This window comes from Agromyces aerolatus (genome assembly GCF_031432255.1).
GTDB lineage: Bacteria > Actinomycetota > Actinomycetes > Actinomycetales > Microbacteriaceae > Agromyces.
In genome coordinates this window covers 1-18,679 of the sequence record NZ_JAVKGQ010000013.1, presented here as the reverse complement: position 1 = coordinate 18,679, position 18,679 = coordinate 1, and the positions used below count along the sequence as shown (strand labels likewise).

Annotated in this window: 16 protein-coding genes; 5 read left to right on the top strand and 11 right to left on the bottom strand. The window is 71.7% G+C overall.

What is annotated here, in order from left to right:
* Positions 1-28: 28 nt before the first annotated feature.
* Both RH864_RS14765 and RH864_RS14760 read right to left on the bottom strand, forming a co-directional pair.
* On the bottom strand, positions 29-1,102 hold the full coding sequence (locus tag RH864_RS14765; protein ID WP_310518329.1) for a TerC family protein: 1,074 nt from the start codon (positions 1,100-1,102) through the stop codon (positions 29-31).
* Positions 1,103-1,414: 312 nt separating this feature from the next.
* Entirely contained in the window at positions 1,415-3,619 is a 2,205-nt protein-coding gene (locus tag RH864_RS14760; protein ID WP_310518406.1) for an ATP-dependent Clp protease ATP-binding subunit, read from the bottom strand.
* A gap of 168 nt (positions 3,620-3,787) precedes the next feature.
* Here RH864_RS14760 and RH864_RS14755 point away from each other — a divergent pair, with 168 nt between their 5' ends.
* Entirely contained in the window at positions 3,788-4,507 is a 720-nt protein-coding gene (locus RH864_RS14755; protein WP_310518328.1) for a YceI family protein, read from the top strand.
* A gap of 170 nt (positions 4,508-4,677) precedes the next feature.
* Here RH864_RS14755 and RH864_RS14750 read toward each other — a convergent pair whose 3' ends face one another.
* Positions 4,678-5,292, bottom strand: a complete 615-nt coding sequence (locus RH864_RS14750) for a GNAT family N-acetyltransferase (RefSeq protein ID WP_310518327.1) — start codon at positions 5,290-5,292, stop codon at positions 4,678-4,680.
* A 278-nt stretch (positions 5,293-5,570) separates the two neighbouring features.
* Positions 5,571-5,825: a hypothetical protein gene (locus RH864_RS14745; protein WP_310518326.1), complete on the bottom strand. Its 255-nt coding sequence runs from the start codon at positions 5,823-5,825 to the stop codon at positions 5,571-5,573.
* A gap of 884 nt (positions 5,826-6,709) precedes the next feature.
* Between RH864_RS14745 and RH864_RS14740 the strand changes: the two genes are divergently transcribed.
* Positions 6,710-7,147: a nitroreductase family deazaflavin-dependent oxidoreductase gene (locus tag RH864_RS14740; protein ID WP_310518325.1), complete on the top strand. Its 438-nt coding sequence runs from the start codon at positions 6,710-6,712 to the stop codon at positions 7,145-7,147.
* A gap of 162 nt (positions 7,148-7,309) precedes the next feature.
* On the opposite strand, the gene RH864_RS14735 is transcribed toward RH864_RS14740, so the two are convergent.
* The 5 genes from RH864_RS14735 to RH864_RS14715 form a co-directional block, all read right to left on the bottom strand.
* On the bottom strand, positions 7,310-8,422 hold the full coding sequence (locus tag RH864_RS14735; protein ID WP_310518324.1) for an FAD-dependent oxidoreductase: 1,113 nt from the start codon (positions 8,420-8,422) through the stop codon (positions 7,310-7,312).
* A gap of 89 nt (positions 8,423-8,511) precedes the next feature.
* Positions 8,512-9,375: a methyltransferase domain-containing protein gene (locus tag RH864_RS14730; RefSeq protein ID WP_310518323.1), complete on the bottom strand. Its 864-nt coding sequence runs from the start codon at positions 9,373-9,375 to the stop codon at positions 8,512-8,514.
* A gap of 2 nt (positions 9,376-9,377) precedes the next feature.
* The gene (locus RH864_RS14725) at positions 9,378-10,520 is read right to left on the bottom strand and encodes a type III polyketide synthase (RefSeq protein ID WP_310518322.1); all 1,143 of its coding nucleotides are present in this window, start codon (positions 10,518-10,520) and stop codon (positions 9,378-9,380) included.
* Positions 10,521-10,683: 163 nt separating this feature from the next.
* Positions 10,684-11,025, bottom strand: a complete 342-nt coding sequence (locus tag RH864_RS14720; RefSeq protein ID WP_310518321.1) for an SHOCT domain-containing protein — start codon at positions 11,023-11,025, stop codon at positions 10,684-10,686.
* Between the two features lie 55 nt (positions 11,026-11,080).
* A complete protein-coding gene (locus tag RH864_RS14715) occupies positions 11,081-11,518 on the bottom strand; it encodes a DUF6325 family protein (RefSeq protein ID WP_310518320.1) in 438 nt (145 codons plus the stop codon).
* Positions 11,519-11,726: 208 nt separating this feature from the next.
* Between RH864_RS14715 and RH864_RS14710 the strand changes: the two genes are divergently transcribed.
* Positions 11,727-13,232, top strand: a complete 1,506-nt coding sequence (locus tag RH864_RS14710; RefSeq protein WP_310518319.1) for a DUF2252 domain-containing protein — start codon at positions 11,727-11,729, stop codon at positions 13,230-13,232.
* A 794-nt stretch (positions 13,233-14,026) separates the two neighbouring features.
* Entirely contained in the window at positions 14,027-15,265 is a 1,239-nt protein-coding gene (locus RH864_RS14705; RefSeq protein WP_310518318.1) for an HNH endonuclease, read from the top strand.
* Between the two features lie 110 nt (positions 15,266-15,375).
* Here RH864_RS14705 and RH864_RS14700 read toward each other — a convergent pair whose 3' ends face one another.
* Both RH864_RS14700 and RH864_RS14695 read right to left on the bottom strand, forming a co-directional pair.
* Positions 15,376-16,566 (bottom strand): AI-2E family transporter, encoded by a 1,191-nt coding sequence (locus RH864_RS14700; RefSeq protein WP_310518317.1) that lies wholly within the window; start codon positions 16,564-16,566, stop codon positions 15,376-15,378.
* Between the two features lie 136 nt (positions 16,567-16,702).
* Positions 16,703-18,025 carry an ion channel protein gene (locus RH864_RS14695; protein WP_310518316.1) on the bottom strand — a complete coding sequence of 441 codons (1,323 nt, stop codon included), beginning with the start codon at positions 18,023-18,025 and terminating at the stop codon, positions 16,703-16,705.
* A gap of 121 nt (positions 18,026-18,146) precedes the next feature.
* Here RH864_RS14695 and RH864_RS14690 point away from each other — a divergent pair, with 121 nt between their 5' ends.
* Positions 18,147-18,569 (top strand): SHOCT domain-containing protein, encoded by a 423-nt coding sequence (locus tag RH864_RS14690; protein ID WP_310518315.1) that lies wholly within the window; start codon positions 18,147-18,149, stop codon positions 18,567-18,569.
* Positions 18,570-18,679: the final 110 nt, after the last annotated feature.

Here is an 18,679-nt window from a genome sequence, read left to right as displayed (position 1 = left end):
TCGGGCACCTGCGGTGTCCGAGCTCGCTTCAGTCGCGCGCGGGCTCGCCGGCCCGCTCGCCCGGCGCCGCCGCGCGGTCGTTCGCGGGCTCGGCCGCCGGGATCGGCTCGCCGTCGAACCGCTCGCGATCGGACTTCTCGCGATCGCCGCGGGTCTTCACCAGGCTCGCGACGGTGGCGACGGTGATGGTCGCGGCGATGAACAGCAGCGAGAACCAGATCGGGATCTCGGGCGCCCAGTCGACGCCCTCGCCGCCGTTGATGAACGACAGCTCGTTGACGTGCAGCGCGTGGAACACGAGCTTGACGCCGATGAAGCCGAGGATGACCGCGAGGCCCTGCGCCAGGTACACGAGACGTTCGAGCAGCCCGCCGATCAGGAAGTAGAGCTGCCGCAATCCCATGAGCGCGAACGCGTTGGCGGTGAAGACGAGATACGCCTCCTCGGTGAGGCCGTAGATCGCGGGGATGGAGTCGAGCGCGAAGACGAGGTCGATGAAGCCGATCGCGATGATCGTGAGCAGCATCGGGGTGACGAACCGCTTGCCGCCCTTTTTCACGGTGAGCCGGTCCTCGTGGTACTCGTCGGTCACGGGCAGGATGCGCCGCACGAACCTGACGAACCAGTTGTCGGCCGGGTTGCCGCCGTGGCCGCCGAACGCCTGACGATAGGCCAGCACGAGCAGCAGCGCACCGAACAGGTAGAACGCCCACGAGAAGTTCTCGATGATCGCGGCGCCCGCCATGATGAACGCCCCGCGCATGATCAGCGCGATGACGATGCCGATCATGAGCACCTTCTGCTGGTACGCCTTCGGCACGGCGAAGCCGGTCATGACGATCAGGAAGACGAACAGGTTGTCGACCGACAGGGCCTTCTCGGTCAGGTATCCCGCGAAGTACTCGCCGCCGAAGTCCCATCCGGACACGAGCCCGACGCCGACGCCGAAGATCAGCGCGAGGCTGATGTAGAACACCGACCAGCGTGCGGACTCGCCGATCGTCGGCTCGTGCGGCTTGCGCACGTGGGCGAAAAACTCGTAGACGAAGAACGCGATCGTGACGGCGATCGTGATGGCCCAGACGAGCGGCGTGACGTACATGGGGACTCCAGACGTTGGCAGACGGATCTTGCCAAGGTCTTCTCCATCTCACACGCGGTGAGACCGACGGCCCGGAAACGCTTCGGTGCATTCGTATTGACGAGCAGTCGCGGAAGGAGTACTCCCCTTGCTGTCCTCCACCCTACGTCATCCCGGCCGGCGGTCCCCACTTCGGGGTGTTGTCGGCGCCGGACCCGGGCTGTGAGAATCGCCGCAGAGCCTGCGGCGAATACGGGGAGGCCTCATCCCCGGGGGGATCGCCGGGAGGAACGAGCGGAGATCCGCCGGGGGGCGGATCTCCGCTCGGGGACGTCACTCCACGATCTCGGCGTCGATGACGCCGTCGTCGTCCGCGCCGATCGACTCGGCCCGGCCGACCGTGAGCGAATCGCCGTCGGCGGCGAGCCCGACGACGACGGCATCGCCGTCGCGGATCTCACCCGCGAGCAGCGCACGCGCGAGCCGGTCGTCGACCTCCTTCTGCATGAGGCGGCGCAGCGGCCGCGCCCCGTACAGCGGGTCGTACCCGCGTTCCGCGAGCCACGACCTCGCGTCGGGCGTGACCCCGAGCTGCAGCCGGCGCTCGTGCAGCCTGGCCGCGAGCCGGTCGATGTAGAGGTTCACGATCTCGGCGAGCTCCTGCTCGCTGAGCGCGGAGAACACGACGATGTCGTCGAGCCGGTTCACGAACTCGGGCTTGAAGGCCTGCCGCACGGTCGCGAGCACCGCCTCCTCTTTCTCGGCCCAGTTCAGCGTCGGGTCGACGAGGTACTGCGAGCCGAGGTTGGAGGTCAGGATGAGGATGACGTTGCGGAAGTCGACCGTCCGGCCCTGCCCGTCGGTGAGCCGCCCGTCGTCGAGCACCTGCAGCAGCACGTCGAACACCTCGGGGTGCGCCTTCTCGACCTCGTCGAGCAGGATGACCGAGTAGGGCCGGCGCCGCACGGCCTCGGTCAGCTGCCCGCCCTGCTCGTACCCGACGTAGCCGGGAGGCGCGCCCACGAGCCGCGAGACCGAGAACTTCTCGCCGTACTCCGACATGTCGATGCGCACCATGGCGTGCTCGTCGTCGAACAGGAACTCGGCGAGCGCCTTCGCGAGCTCGGTCTTGCCGACGCCCGTCGGGCCGAGGAAGAGGAACGAGCCCGTCGGCCGGTTCGGGTCGCTGAGGCCCGCGCGCGAGCGGCGCACGGCGTCGGCCACCGCGGCGACCGCGGGCTTCTGGCCGATGAGGCGTTTGCCGAGCTCGGCCTCGAGGTGCAGCAGCTTCTCGGTCTCGCCCTGCATGAGCTTGCCGACCGGGATGCCGGTCCACGCCGAGATGACGGCCGCGATGTCCTCCTCGGTGACCTGCTCGTTCACCATGCGGGGCTCCCCCGCGGCATTGCCGGCGGCATCCGCCTGCTCGGCCGCGTCGAGGTCGCGCTTGAGGTTCGCGATCGTCTCGTACTCGAGCTTCGACGCCTTCGCGTAGTCGCCCTCGCGCAGCGCGAGGTCGCGCTGCGTGATCGCGGCGTCGAGCTGCTTCTTGAGCTCGCCGACCCGGTTCAGGCCCATGCGCTCGCGGCTCCAGCGCTCCTCGAGCTCGGCGAGCTCGCGCTCGTTCTCGACGAGGCTCTCGCGCAGCTTCGCGAGGCGCTCCTTCGAGGCGTCGTCCTTCTCCTTCTTGAGCGCGAGCTCCTCGAGCTTCATGCGATCGACGATGCGCTTGAGCTGGTCGATCTCGACGGGGCTCGAGTCGATCTCCATCTTGAGCCGCGACATGGCCTCGTCGACGAGGTCGATGGCCTTGTCGGGCAGCTGCCGCGCGGTGATGTACCGGTTCGAGAGCGACGCGGCGGCCACGAGCGCGGCATCCGTGATGGTGACGCCGTGGTGCGCCTCGTAGCGGCCCTTGAGGCCGCGCAGGATCGCGACCGTGTCTTCGACCGTCGGCTCGCCGACGTAGACCTGCTGGAAACGGCGCTCGAGCGCCGCGTCCTTCTCGATGTACTCGCGGTACTCGTTCAGGGTCGTCGCGCCGATGAGGTGCAGCTCGCCGCGCGCGAGCATAGGCTTCAGCATGTTGGAGGCCGCGACCGAGCCCTCGCCGCCGCCCGCGCCCATGAGCAGGTGCAGCTCGTCGACGAACGTGATGATCTCGCCCTCGGACTCGTCGATCTCTTTGAGCACGCTCTTCAGGCGCTCTTCGAACTGTCCGCGGTACATGGCGCCCGCGACGAGCGCGGCGATGTCGAGCGAGACGAGCCGCTTGTCCTTGAGCGACTCGGCGACGTCGCCCGCCACGATGCGCTGGGCGAGGCCCTCGACGACCGCGGTCTTGCCGACGCCGGGTTCGCCGATGAGCACCGGGTTGTTCTTGGTGCGGCGCGTGAGCACCTGGCTCACGCGCCGGATCTCGGCGTCGCGGCCGACGACCGGGTCGAGCTTTCCGGCGCGCGCGAGCGCGGTGAGGTCGACGCCGAACTGTTCGAGCGCCGACTTCTGCTCCTCTTGGGAGTTCGGCGCACCCTGCATGTTCGCCAAGGTCGTGTCCCTTCGTTTCAAACTTGAGTCTATTGAACTCAACTTTGCGCGCTGGGTCAAGGGGGGGGTTGACCGAACGTCGGGCGAATGCTCGGCGACTTCATGGTTTCGCACGGAAAACTGAGGTGCGTCACCGTCTCGCGAGCACCGGGGAGCCGCATGCAGAAGCGCACCAAGATCATCGTCGCCTCGATCGTCGCGGGGGTGGTCGTGCTGGGCGCCACCGCGGCCATCGCCGGTCCGGTCATCTATCGCGACGTCATCGTGGGCGAGGCCGAGGCGGCCCCGAGCGTCACCGCGGCGCCGAGCGCCGAGGCGGACGCCGGCTCCGGCGCCGGCGCCGACGACTCGGCCGAAGACCTGTCGGGGACCTGGTCGGTGGGTGCCGGCTCGTACGCCGGCTACCGCGTCGACGAGGTGCTGAACGGCACGGATGTCACGGTCGTCGGCCGCACCGAGCAGGTGACCGGCACGCTGCAGGTCGAGGAGCTCTCGCTCACCGCAGCCGAGCTCACCGTCGACGTGGCCACGATCGAGACCGACTCGGGCAACCGCGACGACTACTTCCGCGACACGGCCCTGCGCGTCGACGAGCACCCGACGGCGACGTTCGTGCTCACCGAGGCGATCACGACCGACGAGGCGCCCGTCGTCGGCGAGGTGCAGACCGTCCAGGCGACCGGCGACCTCACGCTCGCGGGCGTGACGCAGACCGTCACGGTCGAGCTCGAGGCCGTGCTGAACGGCGAGACCGGTCAGGTCGCGGGCAGCATCCCGATCACGTTCGCGGACTTCGGCGTCGAGGCGCCGAACCTCGGTTTCGTGTCGGTCGAGCCGACCGGGTTCATCGAGTTCTCACTCGAGCTGCAGCGCGCCTGACCCCGAGGCATCCGCTGCCTGCCGCTGCCGCCGTGACACCGCCACCGCCACCGCACCGCAAGTGTGACGGAAGCCGAACAGTGGGTTGGAGTCCCGCTCTGCAGACACTCCAACCCACTTCCCGACTTCCATCGCGAACGCGGGTCTTCCATCGCGAATGCCGGTCGGGGTCAGCGCCGCGCGTGCCGTTCGAGGCGCGCGTCGAGGCCGGCCCTGACGGCGGGCCACTCGTCGTCTGTGATCGAGAACACGACGGTGTCGCGCACGGTGCCGTTCTCGAAGATCACGTGTTTCCGGAGCACGCCGTCCTGCTTCGCGCCGAGGCGCGCGATCGCCGCGCGCGACTGGTGGTTGTGCCAGTGCGTGCGGAACTCGACCGCGATGCAGCCCAGCTCCTCGAAGGCCCGCGCGAGCAGCAGCCGCTTCGCCTCGGCGTTGATGCCGGTCCGCTGCGCGTCGACGCCGAGCCAGGTCGACCCGATCTCGAGTCGCCGGTTGGCGGGGTCGAGATTGAGGTAGGTCGTCATGCCCACGGGCCGGCCGGTCGTCGCGTCGACGACGGCCCACGGGGCCAACCGGCCCTCGGCCTGCATCCCCCGTCGACGCTCGATCTCGTCGCGCATGCCCTCGGGCGACGGGATGCGCGTGTACCAGGTACGCCAGAGCTCATCGACCGCGACCGCCTCGGCGAGCGCGTCCGCGTGATCCGCCGCGAGCGGCTCGAGCCGGGTCACGGTCCCGGAGAGCGTCGGCGTCGCGGCGAAGTCGTTCGAAGCAGCTTCCACAGAGCCACCGTAGCGACCGCGGCGGCCCTGCGTCAGCGCGCGCGAAGCCCGCGGCGGCGTGCACGGGCGCGAAACCCGGAGTGTGCAGGCGCGCTGGGGCTCGCGGTGGCGCGCACGCGCGCGAACTGGCGAGGTGCGCGGTGGCGCCCGCGCACGCGGAACCGGAAACGTGCGCAGTGGCGCGCACGCACGCGGAACCGGAAACGTGCGCAGTGGCGCGCACGCACGAGGAACCGGAAACGTCCGCAGTGGCGCCCGCGCACGCGGAATCGGCGACCTCAGTCGGACTCGCCGGGCGCGAGCCCGGTTTCCTCCTGGCCGCCGTCCTCGCCGTGCAGGTGGGAGATGTCCTCGGCGACCTCACCCGCCGTCTCGTCGGCGCGGCTGCCGGGGTCGTGGCCCCCGTCGTCGAGCGAGCCGGCGCCGCCGCGGCGCCCCTGCGGCCCGCCGACGATCCCCGTGCCGAACGCCGCCTGGATGCCGATGCTCATCACCTCGGGCTCTTCGCCATACGCCCCGTGTCGATCGCTCATGGTCACGCTCCTCGTCGTCGGTGCCCCGATCGTACGCCGCTCGCGCGGCGGTGTCCCCGCGCTTGCCCGCGCCGCCGCCGGGCAGTAGCCCGCGCCCGACGCGGTCCGCCTCCCGCGCGGGACCGGTACCGCGGGCAGCACACGGCCCCGGCGGCTCGCATGTCCCGCAGGCGGTACCGCGGGCAGCACGCGGCCCCGGCGGCTCGCACTTCCCGCAGCCGGCACCGCGGGCAGCACGCGGCCCCAGCGGCCCGCACCTCCCCGCGACGGGTACCGCGGGCATGCACGCGGCCCCAGCGGCCCGCACCTCCCCGCAACGGGTACCGCGGGCATGCACGCGGCCCCAGCGGCCCGCACCTCCCCGCGACGGGTACCGCGGGCATGCACTCGGCCCCGGCGGCTCGCACTTCCCGCAGCCGGCACCACCGGCAACACGCGGGCTCGGCGGCTCGCACTTCCCTCAGCCGGTACCGCCGGCAACACGCGGGCTCGGCGGCTCGCGCTTCCCGCAGCCGGCTCCGCGGGCAGCGCTCGGTTTCAGCGGCTCGCGTGTCCCGCAGCCGGCACCGCGGGCAGCACGCGACTCCGGCGGCTCGGATGCCTCGGGGCGGGCCCGAGGCATCCGAGGTCGTTGCGCGACTCGCCGACCGCGTCGCGGTGGGGCGCATGCCGCCGGGCCACCCGCGGGCCGGGCCGGGGACTGCCGGGGTGGGCGACGCTAGCGGCCGCCGGTGGCCGGATGGCGGCGCAGCGGCAGCGGCCGGGTTTCACCGCGGTGAACGCTCGGCGGCGGCCCGCCGAGGACCGCCGGGTCGGAATGCGCTTGCTTCGAAACGCGTTAACCTCGGGAAGAGACCACACACGTCGACCGAGGAGGACCGTAGATGCCGTTGCAGGGTGAGTACGCGCCGAGCACCGCCGAGTGGGCGCGGACGCAGGCCGAGACGTTCGAGCAGACCGCAGGCGCTGAGGCGAACGAGATGCAGGGGCGCCCGATCATCGTGCTGACCTCGGTCGGCGCGAAGTCCGGCAAGCTCCGCAAGACCGCGCTCATGCGCGTCGAGCACGAGGGCGAATACGCCGTGGTCGCGTCCAAGGGCGGCGCGCCCGACCAGCCGGCGTGGTACTACAACCTGGTGGCGAACCCCGAGGTCGAACTGCAGGACGGCGCCGCGAAGCACGACTACATCGCGCGCGAGGTGCAGGGCGCGGAGCGCGACGAGTGGTGGCGCCGCGCGAACGAGACCTGGCCGCACTACGACGAGTACCAGACGAAGACCGACCGGCAGATCCCGGTCTTCGTGCTCTCGCGCGTCGCGTAACGGCACTCCCGTTCACGGCCCGCGCCACTTCTGACGGACTGCGCCAACCGCGACGGTCGTGCGCGGCGCAGTCGGCCGGGCGTAGCGCGGTGGGCAGGAAGTGGCGCTGTGGGCAGGAAATGGCGCGGGAGTGAACCGCGAGGGGACGGTGGACGTCCGGGGTCAGAGCCGTCGCATGGTGAAGGCCGACGCGAGCAGCGCGCGCAGCGGCCACACGGCGAGCACCCTCACCAGCCGGTTCCGCAGGGCGAGGCGCGCGCCCGCGGCGGGCGCGCCCATGGCCATGTTGAACGCGGCCTGCCGGGTGGCGCGGAGCGCCGCGGCTCGGCGGGCACGGCCGTAGCGTCCGAACGGGTTCGCGGGTGCGCCCGCGGCGAGGGCCCGGGCGACCTCGGCGTCGAGGCGTACGGCGTCGAGCCAGCCGAGGTTCATGCCCTGACCGCCGATCGGGCTCACCTCGTGGGCGGCGTCGCCCACGAGTGCGACCCGCCCGGTCGCGAACCGGTCCGCGAGGTGCTGACGTGCTGAGAACGGGCTCGGCTCGGTCGCGGTCGAGAGGTCGACGGATGCCCCGGTGCGCGCCGCCACGATCGTGGCCAGCGCCGCCGGCGTGAGCGGCGCGGGGGTTCGGCGCACCCAGGCCACCCAGCGACGGCGGCCACCCGGCAACGGGAACGACTCGACCACGCCCGCCGGTTCGAAGCGCAGCAGGGCGGTGGCCGGCGCATCCGTCGTGTCGTCGGCGTCGCCCATGACGTACTCGGCGCTGCCGCGCCGCGACATCCATTCGAGGTCCGCGAGCGAGCGCACGGCGCTGCGCACCCCGTCGGCGCCCACGACGTAGCGCGCGCGTACCGGCATCTCTTCCGGAGTGCGCAGGTCGACGTGGTGGTCGTGCTCGGCGAGGCCGGTCACCTCGACGCCTCGGCGCAGGGCGCCGGGCGCGAGCCGGGCCAGGCGGGTCTCGAGCAGCGTCTCCGTCTCGCGCTGCGGCAGCGACCACACGGGCTCGTCGTCGAACGCGAGCCGCCCGAGCTCATGGCCCTCGCAGGTGACCACGCCGTCGACGATGGGCACGCCGAGCCGGCGCACCTCGTCGCCGACGCCGGCCGCGTCGAGGGCGCGCAGCCCGGGCGGGTGGATGCCGATCGCGCGGGTGCGATCCCCCGGCCCGGATCGTCGCTCGAGCACGACCACGTCGATCCCGCGCTGCGCGAGCAGGCACGCGAGCAGCAGGCCGACGGCGCCCGCGCCGACGATCGCGACGTCGTGCACGGGTCCGCCGGGTCTCGATACGCGCCCTCCTCCGCCGGGCGCACCTCGACCGACGGGGTCGCCGGGCGCTCCTCGACCGACGGGAGGCGTCACAGCGGCGCCTCCCAGACGACCTCCAGGCGGGACGGGAACGCGCGCCGCACCTGCCACTCGGCGGGCAGCCCCGCAGCGAGCTCGGCGGCGGTGTGACTGCGGCGGATCGAGGTCAGCCCGTCGGGGCGGATGAACGAACCGCGCAGCAGGTTCGGCTGGAACGGCAACGTGCCGAGCCAGAACGCCGCGTACCCGTACCGGGTGCGCTCGATGTCGCCGTGCACGGCGACGCCTCCCGGCGCCACGAGCCGTTCGGAGTCGGCCAGCAGTGCCCCGAGCTCCTGCCCGGTCAGATGGTGCAGCACATGGTTCGACGCGACCACGTCGAACCACTCGCCCCCGGCGACGAGCTCCCGGCTCGACACCGGCCTGAGCTCGAGGCCCGGCATCGGCGGCCGCCGCCGCGCGAAGTCGATCGCGCGCTCGTCGGGGTCGATCGCGACCACCTCGAGCGGCAGGCCGTCGGCGCGCGCCCAGCGCAGCACCCGGCGCGGCAGGTCGGCGCCGCCCGTGCCGACGTCGAGCATGCGACCGACGTCGCCCACCGCGGCACGCCGCCGCAAGCGCGGCCGGATCCACGTGCGATACACCGCACGCTGGCCCGAGACCACCGCGTTCACGAGCCCGAACCGCTCGTACGTGCGTTCCAGCATGGCGAGGTCGCACGCGGGATCGTCCATGAGCTCGCGAGCGGCCTCGTCGCGCGCGGCGAGCCCGCGCCGGTGCGAGCCCCGGCCCCGGTCCGGATCCCCGCGCCGGTTCCGGTCCCGGCTCCGGGCCCGGTCCGACGCCCCGCCCGTGGCATCCGCCCGCTCGTCGCGCCCGCCCGCGCGCCGCGAGGCGTCCGCGCCGGCCGCCACCCTCAGCCCCGCACCGTGAGCAACGCCGACTCGACCGTGAGCCCCGGCCCGAACGCCATCGCGGCGACCCGGTCGCCGTCGGCGGCCTCCGCCCGGTCGAGGATGTCGCGCAGCACGAACAGCACGGTCGCGCTCGACATGTTCCCGAAGTCGTGCAGGATGCGGCGTGCCGGCACCAGCTGCGCCTCGGACAGACCGAGCCGCGACTCCACCTTGTCGAGGATGCTGCGCCCGCCCGGATGGATCGCCCAGTGCTCGATCGCGTCGCCCGAGGCATCCGTCTCGAGCGCGGTGACCAGCGCGGGCTCAGCCTCGAACAACGGCTCGAGCGCACCCGTGACGTGCTCGTCGATGATCGCGGGCACCGCGTTCGAGAGCACCATCTCGAATCCGTGGTCGCCGATCTTCCACGCCATGTCGCCCTCGCCCACGGGCGTGATCCTGGTCGCGAAGCGATCGAGGTCGAACGCGCGCTCGCCGGGCTCGAGCGGCCGCGCGGTCACGATGCCGGCACCGGCACCGTCGGCGAACAGCGACGACGCGACGATGGTGTCCGGGTCGTTGGACGAACGCAGGTGCAGCGTGCACAGCTCGACGCTCACCACCAGCACGACGGCCGTGGCATCCGCCTCGCACAGCTGCTTCGCCATGCGCAGCGCCGGAACCGACGCGTAGCAGCCCATGAACCCGAGGTGGTAGCGCTGCACCCCCGGGGGCAAGCCGAGGTCGCGCGCGAGCACGTAGTCGGGGCCGGGCGCGTAGAACCCGGTGCACGACACCGTGATGACGTGCGTGACGTCGCTCGCCTCGAGGCCGGGCGTCGCGTCGAGCGCGGCGCGGCCGGCCTCCAGGTAGAGGCGGCTGGCCTCGACCGCGTACAGCTCGTTGCGCGCCTTCGTGCCCGGCAGCAGCAGGTCACCGCTCTCGAGGTCGAAGAACACGGGCTCGTCGGGGTGCGCCTCGCGGCTCAACTCCTCGATCACGGTATACCGCGTGGCGATGCCCGACACGTCGAAGGAGGTCGTGATGATCCGCTGCGCGAGCCGGTTCAGGCCGGGCTGAGCCGAGAACACGTCACGCACCTCCTCCTGCACGAGCACGGTCGGGGGCACGACGGTGGACAGGCCTCGCAACGCAACGGTCATGCCTGATGGTACGTACGCATCGACCGCGCGGGGCAAGGGGTGGACACCGGGTCGTTTCCGCGCCACGCGCGGCGGCGCCCGGAGCCCCGGCATCGTCGACGGGGCATCCGGGCGTCGTCTGGGGCGGAACCTGTGCGGGACCGGCGGCGACACGCGTCGCGTGTCACCCGATGAGCTTGGCCTTCGCCGCGGTGAACTCCGCGTCGGAGAGCACACCCTGGTCTTTGAGCGCCGCGAGCTTCTGCAACTCGGCCACGATGTCGGTACCCCCGGCCGACGGCGGCGCCTGCTGCGTCGCGGCCTGCTCGGCCTGCGCCTGCTCGGCCTGCGCCTGCTCGGCCTGCGCCTGCTGGGCGGCGTACTGGTCTTGATACTGCTCCTCGGCCTTGCGCTGCTGGTGCCGGGCGACGCTCCCCGACACCGCGGTCGCGGTGCCTGCGACCACCGCGGTGCGTGCGGCCATGCCGATCAAGCCCGGCCGGCCGACCCTTCTGACGAACGGCATCCCGTCGCTCCTCTCGATTCGTCTTGCCTGTACATACGTGGGACGGTCGGGCCGGCTACGCGGACTCCTCCGCGCTCGCCTCGGCGAGCACGGCGTTGACCACGGGTGCCGGGATGCGCTCGGCGTGCAGCATGACACCGCCCGACTCGGCGAACCTCGACGCGAGGTGCTTGGCCCACACGAGCTCGACGGCGAGGATCGCGGCCGACGTGCCCGGCGGGATCACCTGACCGAGGTCGGCGTAGTCGTCCTCGCCGACGAGGCCGCTCGCCTCGAGCTCGATCTCGGTGACGTCGACCTCGTCGCCGAGGTCTTCGAACTCGATCGCGTCGAGGTTGCCGTCGGCGTCGCGCGAGATGATGACGGCGTCGAGCAGGCGGATGTCGCCGGCCTCGACGAGGTCGGCGATCGCGTCGAAGGTCGGCGCATCGGGGCGCTCACCTTCGAACCCGACGACGAGGATCTCTACCGGACCGTACTCGAAATCAGCCATGACCTCTCCCTCGTCAGGACGCCCGACACCCAGGTCTCACACACCCTGGATCCAGATGCAGAGTATCGCTCACGTGGCGCTCGCGATAGGGGCATTCTGCTCGTATCATGCAGTCAGATGCGTCACCACCGGACGCCACGCCATGCGCCGAGCACGTCAGCCGTCTGGGAACGCCTCACTCCGGGGGCGGACGCCACAGGAGGCGGACATGGACCTCGATCTCTCGCTGACGGCGGCGGCTGCGCCGGCGCCGGGTGCACCGGCATCGGGTGCACCGGCATCGGGTGCACCGGCATCGACATCGACATCGGCGGATGCCTCGACGGATGCGGCCGCGACGCGCAAGGCGCGCCGAGCCGCGGGGCGCGCCGCGCGGACCGACGCCCCGATCGACGAGCAGGCCGCGCTCGGACCGGGCGACCGCGACGCGGTCGCGATCCTCGAGTCGCAGGCGCTCACCCGGGTGCCCGAGCTGATCGCGATCCGGTACGGGCGCATGGGGGCGTCGCCGTTCGCGTTCCTCAGGGGTGCGGCCGCGGTCATGGCGCGCGACCTGCGCGAGCGGGGCACGAGCGGCCTGACGACGCAGCTGTGCGGCGACGCCCACCTCGCGAACGTCGGACTGTACGCGTCGCCCGAGCGCTCGCTCGTGCTCGACCTCAATGACTTCGACGAGACCGCGACCGGGCCGTTCGAGTGGGATGTGAAGCGCATGGCGGCGAGCTTCGAGGTCGCGGCCAGGGCTCGCGGCTTCGACGACGCGACGCGCCGGCGGGTCGTCGAGCGGATGGTCCATGCGTACGCCACCGCGATCGACGAGGCCGCGCGGACACCGACGATGGCCCTGTTCTCCTCGCACATCGACGCGCGCGCCGTGCTCACCTCGCTCGCGGGCCGGGTCCCGGCCCGCGCCGCCAAGCGCGGTCTCAAGCTCATCGAGAAGACGGTCGGCCGTGACAGCCGGAGCGCGGCAGCCTCGCTCGCCGAGGAGGTCGACGGCGAGCTGCGCTTCCGGCTCGACGCGCCGCTCGTGCTGCCGCTGCGCGAGCTCATCGAGCGGCAGGGCGTCGATCCGGACGACGTCCGGCAGCGCATCAGCGGGATCCTCTCGGGGTACGAACGCTCCCTGCCCCCGCATCGGCGCTCGATCCTCGCGCGCTATCGGCCGGTCGACCTCGCGCTGAAGGTCGTCGGCGTGGGCAGCGTCGGCACGCGGGCGTGGATCGTGCTGCTGCGCGGCAACGGCCGCGACGACCTGCTCGTGCTCCAGGCCAAGGAGGCCCAGCGTTCGGTGCTGGAGCCCGAGGACGAGCCGAGTGCGTACGAGCATCAGGGGCGACGGGTCGTCGAGGGCGCGCATCTCATGCAGGCGCTGAGCGACGTGCTGCTCGGGTGGACGAGCGCGGAGGGACTGGACGGCCGGCACCGGGACTTCTACGTGCGCCAGTTCCGCGACTGGAAGGGGTCGTTCGCGCCGGAACGCATGGAGCCCGACACGATGCTCCTCTATGCCGAGTACTGCGGGCTCGTGCTCGCGCGGGCGCACGCGCGTGGCGGCGACGCCGCGCCGATCGCAGGCTACGTCGGGGGCGGGCGGGCGTTCGCCGCGGCACTCGCGGCGTTCGCCGCGGCCTACGCCGACCGCACGGAGGCCGACCACGCCGCGCTGCTCGCCGCGGTCGCCGACGGCCGGATCGAGTCGCAGCTCGCCTGACGGCCGCGAAACCGGGGAAGCACGGGCGCCCCTCTGCTCGGTGCGATGACCACGCCGAGGAAGCACGAGTCGCGGAACGACGGATCGAACGCGCGTGGATACTCCGCGGGTCACTCCTCATCGGAACGTGCTTGCCAAACCTCGCCCCGAGCATCCTGGGCGTGATAGCGATCACGCTCGCCAACCGTCGATCCGGATGGCTCATGCGGGAGAGTTCCTCAGTCCGGACGTGATCCTGGATCGGATCAGTCGATCAGCCAGGCAAGACGGTCGCGTCCTGGCACGGTCCGCGGCGGTTCGCGGCGGCTCCTCCACAGGATGCGTCGGTGGGCCGGTTCTCCAGAGGTAAAACCGCTGATCGTGACAGGTTTCGGCGGCGGGGTGGATGTCGGTGGGTGGGGGCAGACTGTCCCGCATGACGACTTCCCCGTTGGATCGGCTGCACACCGCGCTCGGTGCGTTGACCCTGGCGTGGGCGCAGGCACAGCCCGCGTTCGGCGGTGGCGCTGGCGGTGCGGGTGAGGAGCCCTTCGCCGCGTTGAGCGGGCCGGGGCTGGTGCGGGTGGTCGAACAGGCGGCGTCGGTGAAGCGTGCGGCGGAGGCGTTCCTGGCGCACGCGTCGGACGAGGTCGCGGCACGGTCACGGCCGGAGTTCGGGGCGGAGAGTCTCGCGAAGCAGCACGGGCACTCGTCGCCGGTGAAGCTGGTCGCCGCGGCGACCGGGGGCGACGCGGGTGCGGCGTCCCGGTTGTTGAGGGTCGGGGCGGCGACCCGGGGTCGCGTGTCGTTCACCGGTGAAGTACTCCCGGCGAAGTTCCCCCCACGTGCGGGCCGGGCTCGATGCCGGGTCGGTGAGTGTGGAGGCGGCGAACCTGATCACGGGCATGCTGACCGGTGTCGAGCTGGGCGCCGACCCGGGCCTGCTGGCCACGCACGAAGAGCGCCTGGTGCGCGTCGCCGCGGGGCAGCCGTTGTCGCTGGTGGTCCGTGCGGTGAACGCAGCCCGAGCCCAGCTCGACGCCGACCAGGTGGCCCGCACTGATGAGCGGTTGCATGCCGAACGGTCGCTGACGTTCCGTGAAGACCCCGACGGGGTGTTCCACCTGAAAGCCCGGCTCGACCCGGTCACCGCCGCGCCGATCAAGGCCGCGCTGGACGCGTTCGTCAGCGACGCGTTCCGTTGCCGCGGCTCAGGCGGCGCAGGCGGCGCAAGCGGTTCCGGCGGCTCCGGCGGCTCCGGCGGCTCCGGCGGCTCCGGTGGCGCAGGCGGTTCCGGAGCAGTCGGTTCGGCGACGACGCCAGTCGGCCCGGTGGCTGCGCCCGCGGGTTCGCGCGAATCCGCGCTTCGGGAGCGAACCGGTCGAGCGAGTGGTGCCGATGGCACGCCGGGTGCGGTGATCCACGATCGACGATCGATCCCGCAACTGCAGGCCGATGCCCTCGCTGAACTCGCCCGGCACGCTTTGGGGTGTCAGTCCGGGCCCGGGTCGCTGCCGACCACGACCGTCGTGGTGCGGATGAGCGTCGAGGCGCTCCGCGACGGGCTCGGGGTCGCGGAGATCGACGGCATCGACCGACCCATCGCCGCAGGAACCGCGCGGAAGCTCGCCGCAGATGCCGAACTCATCCCGGCCGCGCTCGGCACTGACAGCGTCCCACTCGACCTGGGCCGCAGCACCCGGCTGTTCTCACGATTCCAACGGCTCGCGCTGATGGAACGCGACGGCGGCTGCGCGTCCTGCGGGGCGAACATCACCTACGCCCACGCGCACCACATCCGATGGTGGTCCCGCGGCGGGCGGACCGACCTGGCCAACGGGGTCATGCTCTGCACCGGGTGCCACCACCAGATCCACGACCACGGCTGGGACCTCCGCATAAGAAACGGCCGCGTCTGGTTCATCCCACCCCCGCACCTCGACCCCGACCGAATCCCACGACTCGGCGGCAAAGCCCGCCACAGCGCAGAGCCCGAACCCGAGCCCGAGCCCGAGCCCGAACCGAGCCCGAACCCGAACCCGCGAGGCGAATGACGTGAGGCCCGATTCCAGCCGGCGCGCGCGGGGTCAGTGCCGTGACCGCGCGCGCGACCACGTCGCCCCGGGTGGTCGTGTCAGCGCTCCCTCGCGCAGACGGCGCGGGGTCACGGTTCGGCGATCTCCTCGGGGTGCCGCCTCCGGTGCCGCTCGGCCTTGGCCACGGCGTCCTCAGCGTCCATGACCCGTCGTGCCTCGTCCAGATCGCCGAGCGCGGGCCGCACCCACGCGTTCGCGGGGTTCGAGTCGACGAGCAGCATGCGCACGAGCAGGGTGAGCGGGATCGCGAGGATCGCCCCGATCGGCCCGAGCACGACCGCCCAGAACAGCACCGAGAAGAACGTCAGCGATTGGCTGAGCGCGACCGCGTTGCCGACGACGCGCGGCTGGATGATCGACTGGATGATGCCGTTCACGATGCCGTAGACCACGATGACCGCGATCACGAGCGGCCAGCCGCCGACGAGCGCGGCGAACACGATGGGCGGAACGATCGCGATGAAGTACCCGACGTTCGGGATGAAGCTGCAGATGAACGCGAGCAGTCCCCAGAGCGGCGCGCCCGGCACGCCGAGCAGCACGAGCGCGATCCAGTTCACGATGCCCTGCGCCGCGCCGAGGGCGGTCGTCACGACCATGTAGCGGCGCACGCCGATCGTGTAGCCGACGGATGCCTCGGCCAGCAACGGTTTCCGCTGGCGCAGGTCCCGCGTGAGCGTCTTCGCGTACGAGGCGTCCATCGCCATCAGGATGAGCATCGTGACGAGGATGACGATCGCGCTGATCAGTCCCGCCGCACTGCCGAGCACGCCGCCGACGACGCCCGCGATCGCCCCCGGGTCGAGCCCCGAGACGAGACCGTCGACCTGCTCCTGCCCGAACCCGACGCTTGTGAGCCACGCGCCGAAGTCGTCGACCCAGGACTGCAGCTCGGCCGTGTACTGCGGCAGCAGCGCCGCGAACTGCGCGAACGAGACGAACAGCGCCGCGCCGAACGCGCCGAGCAGCAGCACGACCGCGAGGATCACCGCGCCCGTCGCGAGCCCGCGCGGCACACCGTGACGTTCGAGCCACGACCGGATCGGGTAGACGCAGATCGTCAGCACGAGCGCGAAGAACGACACCGCGAAGATCGAGCCGATCCCGGCCAGCCCGAACGCGGCGACGGTGGCCCCGCCGAGCCCGACCAGGATGAACGCCGTGCGATGCGGCGGCGGTGCCGGCTCGATCGTCCCGCCCGCGGCGACGCCGGCGCCTGCACGCGCCCCCGCCCTGCCGTCGCCATTCGGAGACCGCATCGCCGCCGCCGACCCGGCGGCCCCCGCCGCGCTCCGCGCGGCCTTCTTCCGCTTGCCCCACATGACGACTCCCCTCGAGCGTCAGGCGACCGCGCGCCTCGCGCCACAGTGCGCTCGATGCCGATGATGGCCCAACTCAGGCCCGAGGGGAAGGGCTGGCCGGGGCATCCGCCCCACCCGCTGGCACGATCCGGAACTCGGGCGCGCGCGACACCAGCAACCACGCGGGCAGCACGATCACGCAGAACCACGGCAACAGCGCCAGATCGCCGCAGACCGCCGCGGCGAGGAACAGGGTCATCCAGCCGTCGCGTGTGACGACGAGCAGGATGCCGATCAGCCCGCACCCGATCGCGAGCGCGATGGGCAACGTAGGCAGCAGCGCATGCGCGAGCAGCCCGAGCGCGACGCCGATGAACGCCGCGGGGAACACCCGGCCGCCGCGGAACGCGGCGCTCGCCGCGACGAGCAGCGCGACGATCTTGATCGCGGCGATCAGCGCCAGGTCGCCGGCCGTCTCCTCACCGACGTTCTCGATGAGCTCGCCCATCTGGCTGAGCCCCTTGAACATCGTGATCGGCCCGCCGATCATGCCCAGCACGCCCAGCACGATGCCGCCGACCGTCGGGATGAGGATCGGGTTGCGCAGCGCGTGGAACGTGCGGTGCACCCACGGGAACAGCCAGTTCGCACCCAGCCCGATCACGGCGCACACGCACGCGAGCACGATGCCGAGCAGGAAGTCGACGGGCTCGACCGTGTCCTGCGGCACCGTGAACGACAGCGGCGGCTGGCCGAGCAGGTGCATCGTCACCGACCCGGCGGCCGCCGAGGCGAGCGGCAGGAACAGCTTGTCCCAGAGCGCGCCCCCGCCCCGGATCGCGGCGAGCGTGCCCGTGAACAGCAGCGCCGCGCCCACGGGCGTGCCGAACAGCGCGCCGATCGTGCCGGCCGCCGCCATGAGCATCGCGAGCTTCGGCGTCACGGCGGGCATGAGCCGGGCGAGCACGGCCACCGTGAGCGCCACGTTGATCGCGATGATGGGGTTCTCGGGGCCGAGGCTCACGCCGCCCGCGAGCGCCAGCAGCAGCACGATCGCGAGGCCCGGCAGCGTCCTGAGCGGCAGCGGCGGCTCCATGAGCTCGGTCGTCGCCGAGTCGGGCCCGCCATGGCCGGGCAGGAATCGCAGGCACAGCCCCACGGCGAGCCCGGTCGCGGTCAGCACGAGCAGGATCCACCAGCCTGACGGGTCGACGCCGATGGCGTCGGGCAGGGCCGTCCAGAGCACGTCGGAGACGGCCTCGGAGACGCGGTCCACCGTCCACAGGATGAGCCCGGTGGCCGCACCGACGAGGATCGCGGGCACCGAGAGCACGAGCAGCTGGCGCGGCGTCGGGGTGGGCAACTCAGGGCGCTGACTCGCATCGGGCCGCTCGGGCCCCGGTTGATGCTGACTCACGACGCCCCCATCCGACGGCGAAATCGTTACCTGAGTATTTCATGACAATCGATGCCGTCACGCGATATGGTGCACCCAAGGGCACTCCTCTCGCGCCCCCACAACCGAAGAAAGGCCAGTCATGAGCTTCTGGAACAGTTTCTGGGACATCATCTGGTGGACGATCTGGATCTTCGCGTTCATCGCCTATCTGTGGGCGGTCATCGCGATCATCAGCGACCTGTTCCGTGACCACAAGCTGAACGGCTGGTGGAAGGCCGTCTGGATCATCTTCCTGATCTTCTTCCCGTTCATCACCGCCCTCGTCTACCTCATCGCACGCGGCCGCGGCATGGCCGAGCGCGCGCAGCGCGACGCGGTCGAGGCCCGGCAGGCCACCGACGAATACATCCGCCAGACGGTCGGCACCTCGGCGAGCCCGTCCGACGAGATCGCCAAGGCCAAGGGCCTGCTCGACTCGGGCACCATCACGCAGCAGGAGTACGACCTCCTGAAGGCCAAGGCGCTCGCCCACTCGACCAACAGCAACAACGTGCAGGTCTAGTCGCGAACCACGCGCGAGCGAGCCTCGCGCCGGCGAATCGGATGCCTCGGGCTACTGAACTGACCCCCGGGAGTTGGACTGAGTAATTCAGTTTCGGCTCCTGGGGGTTG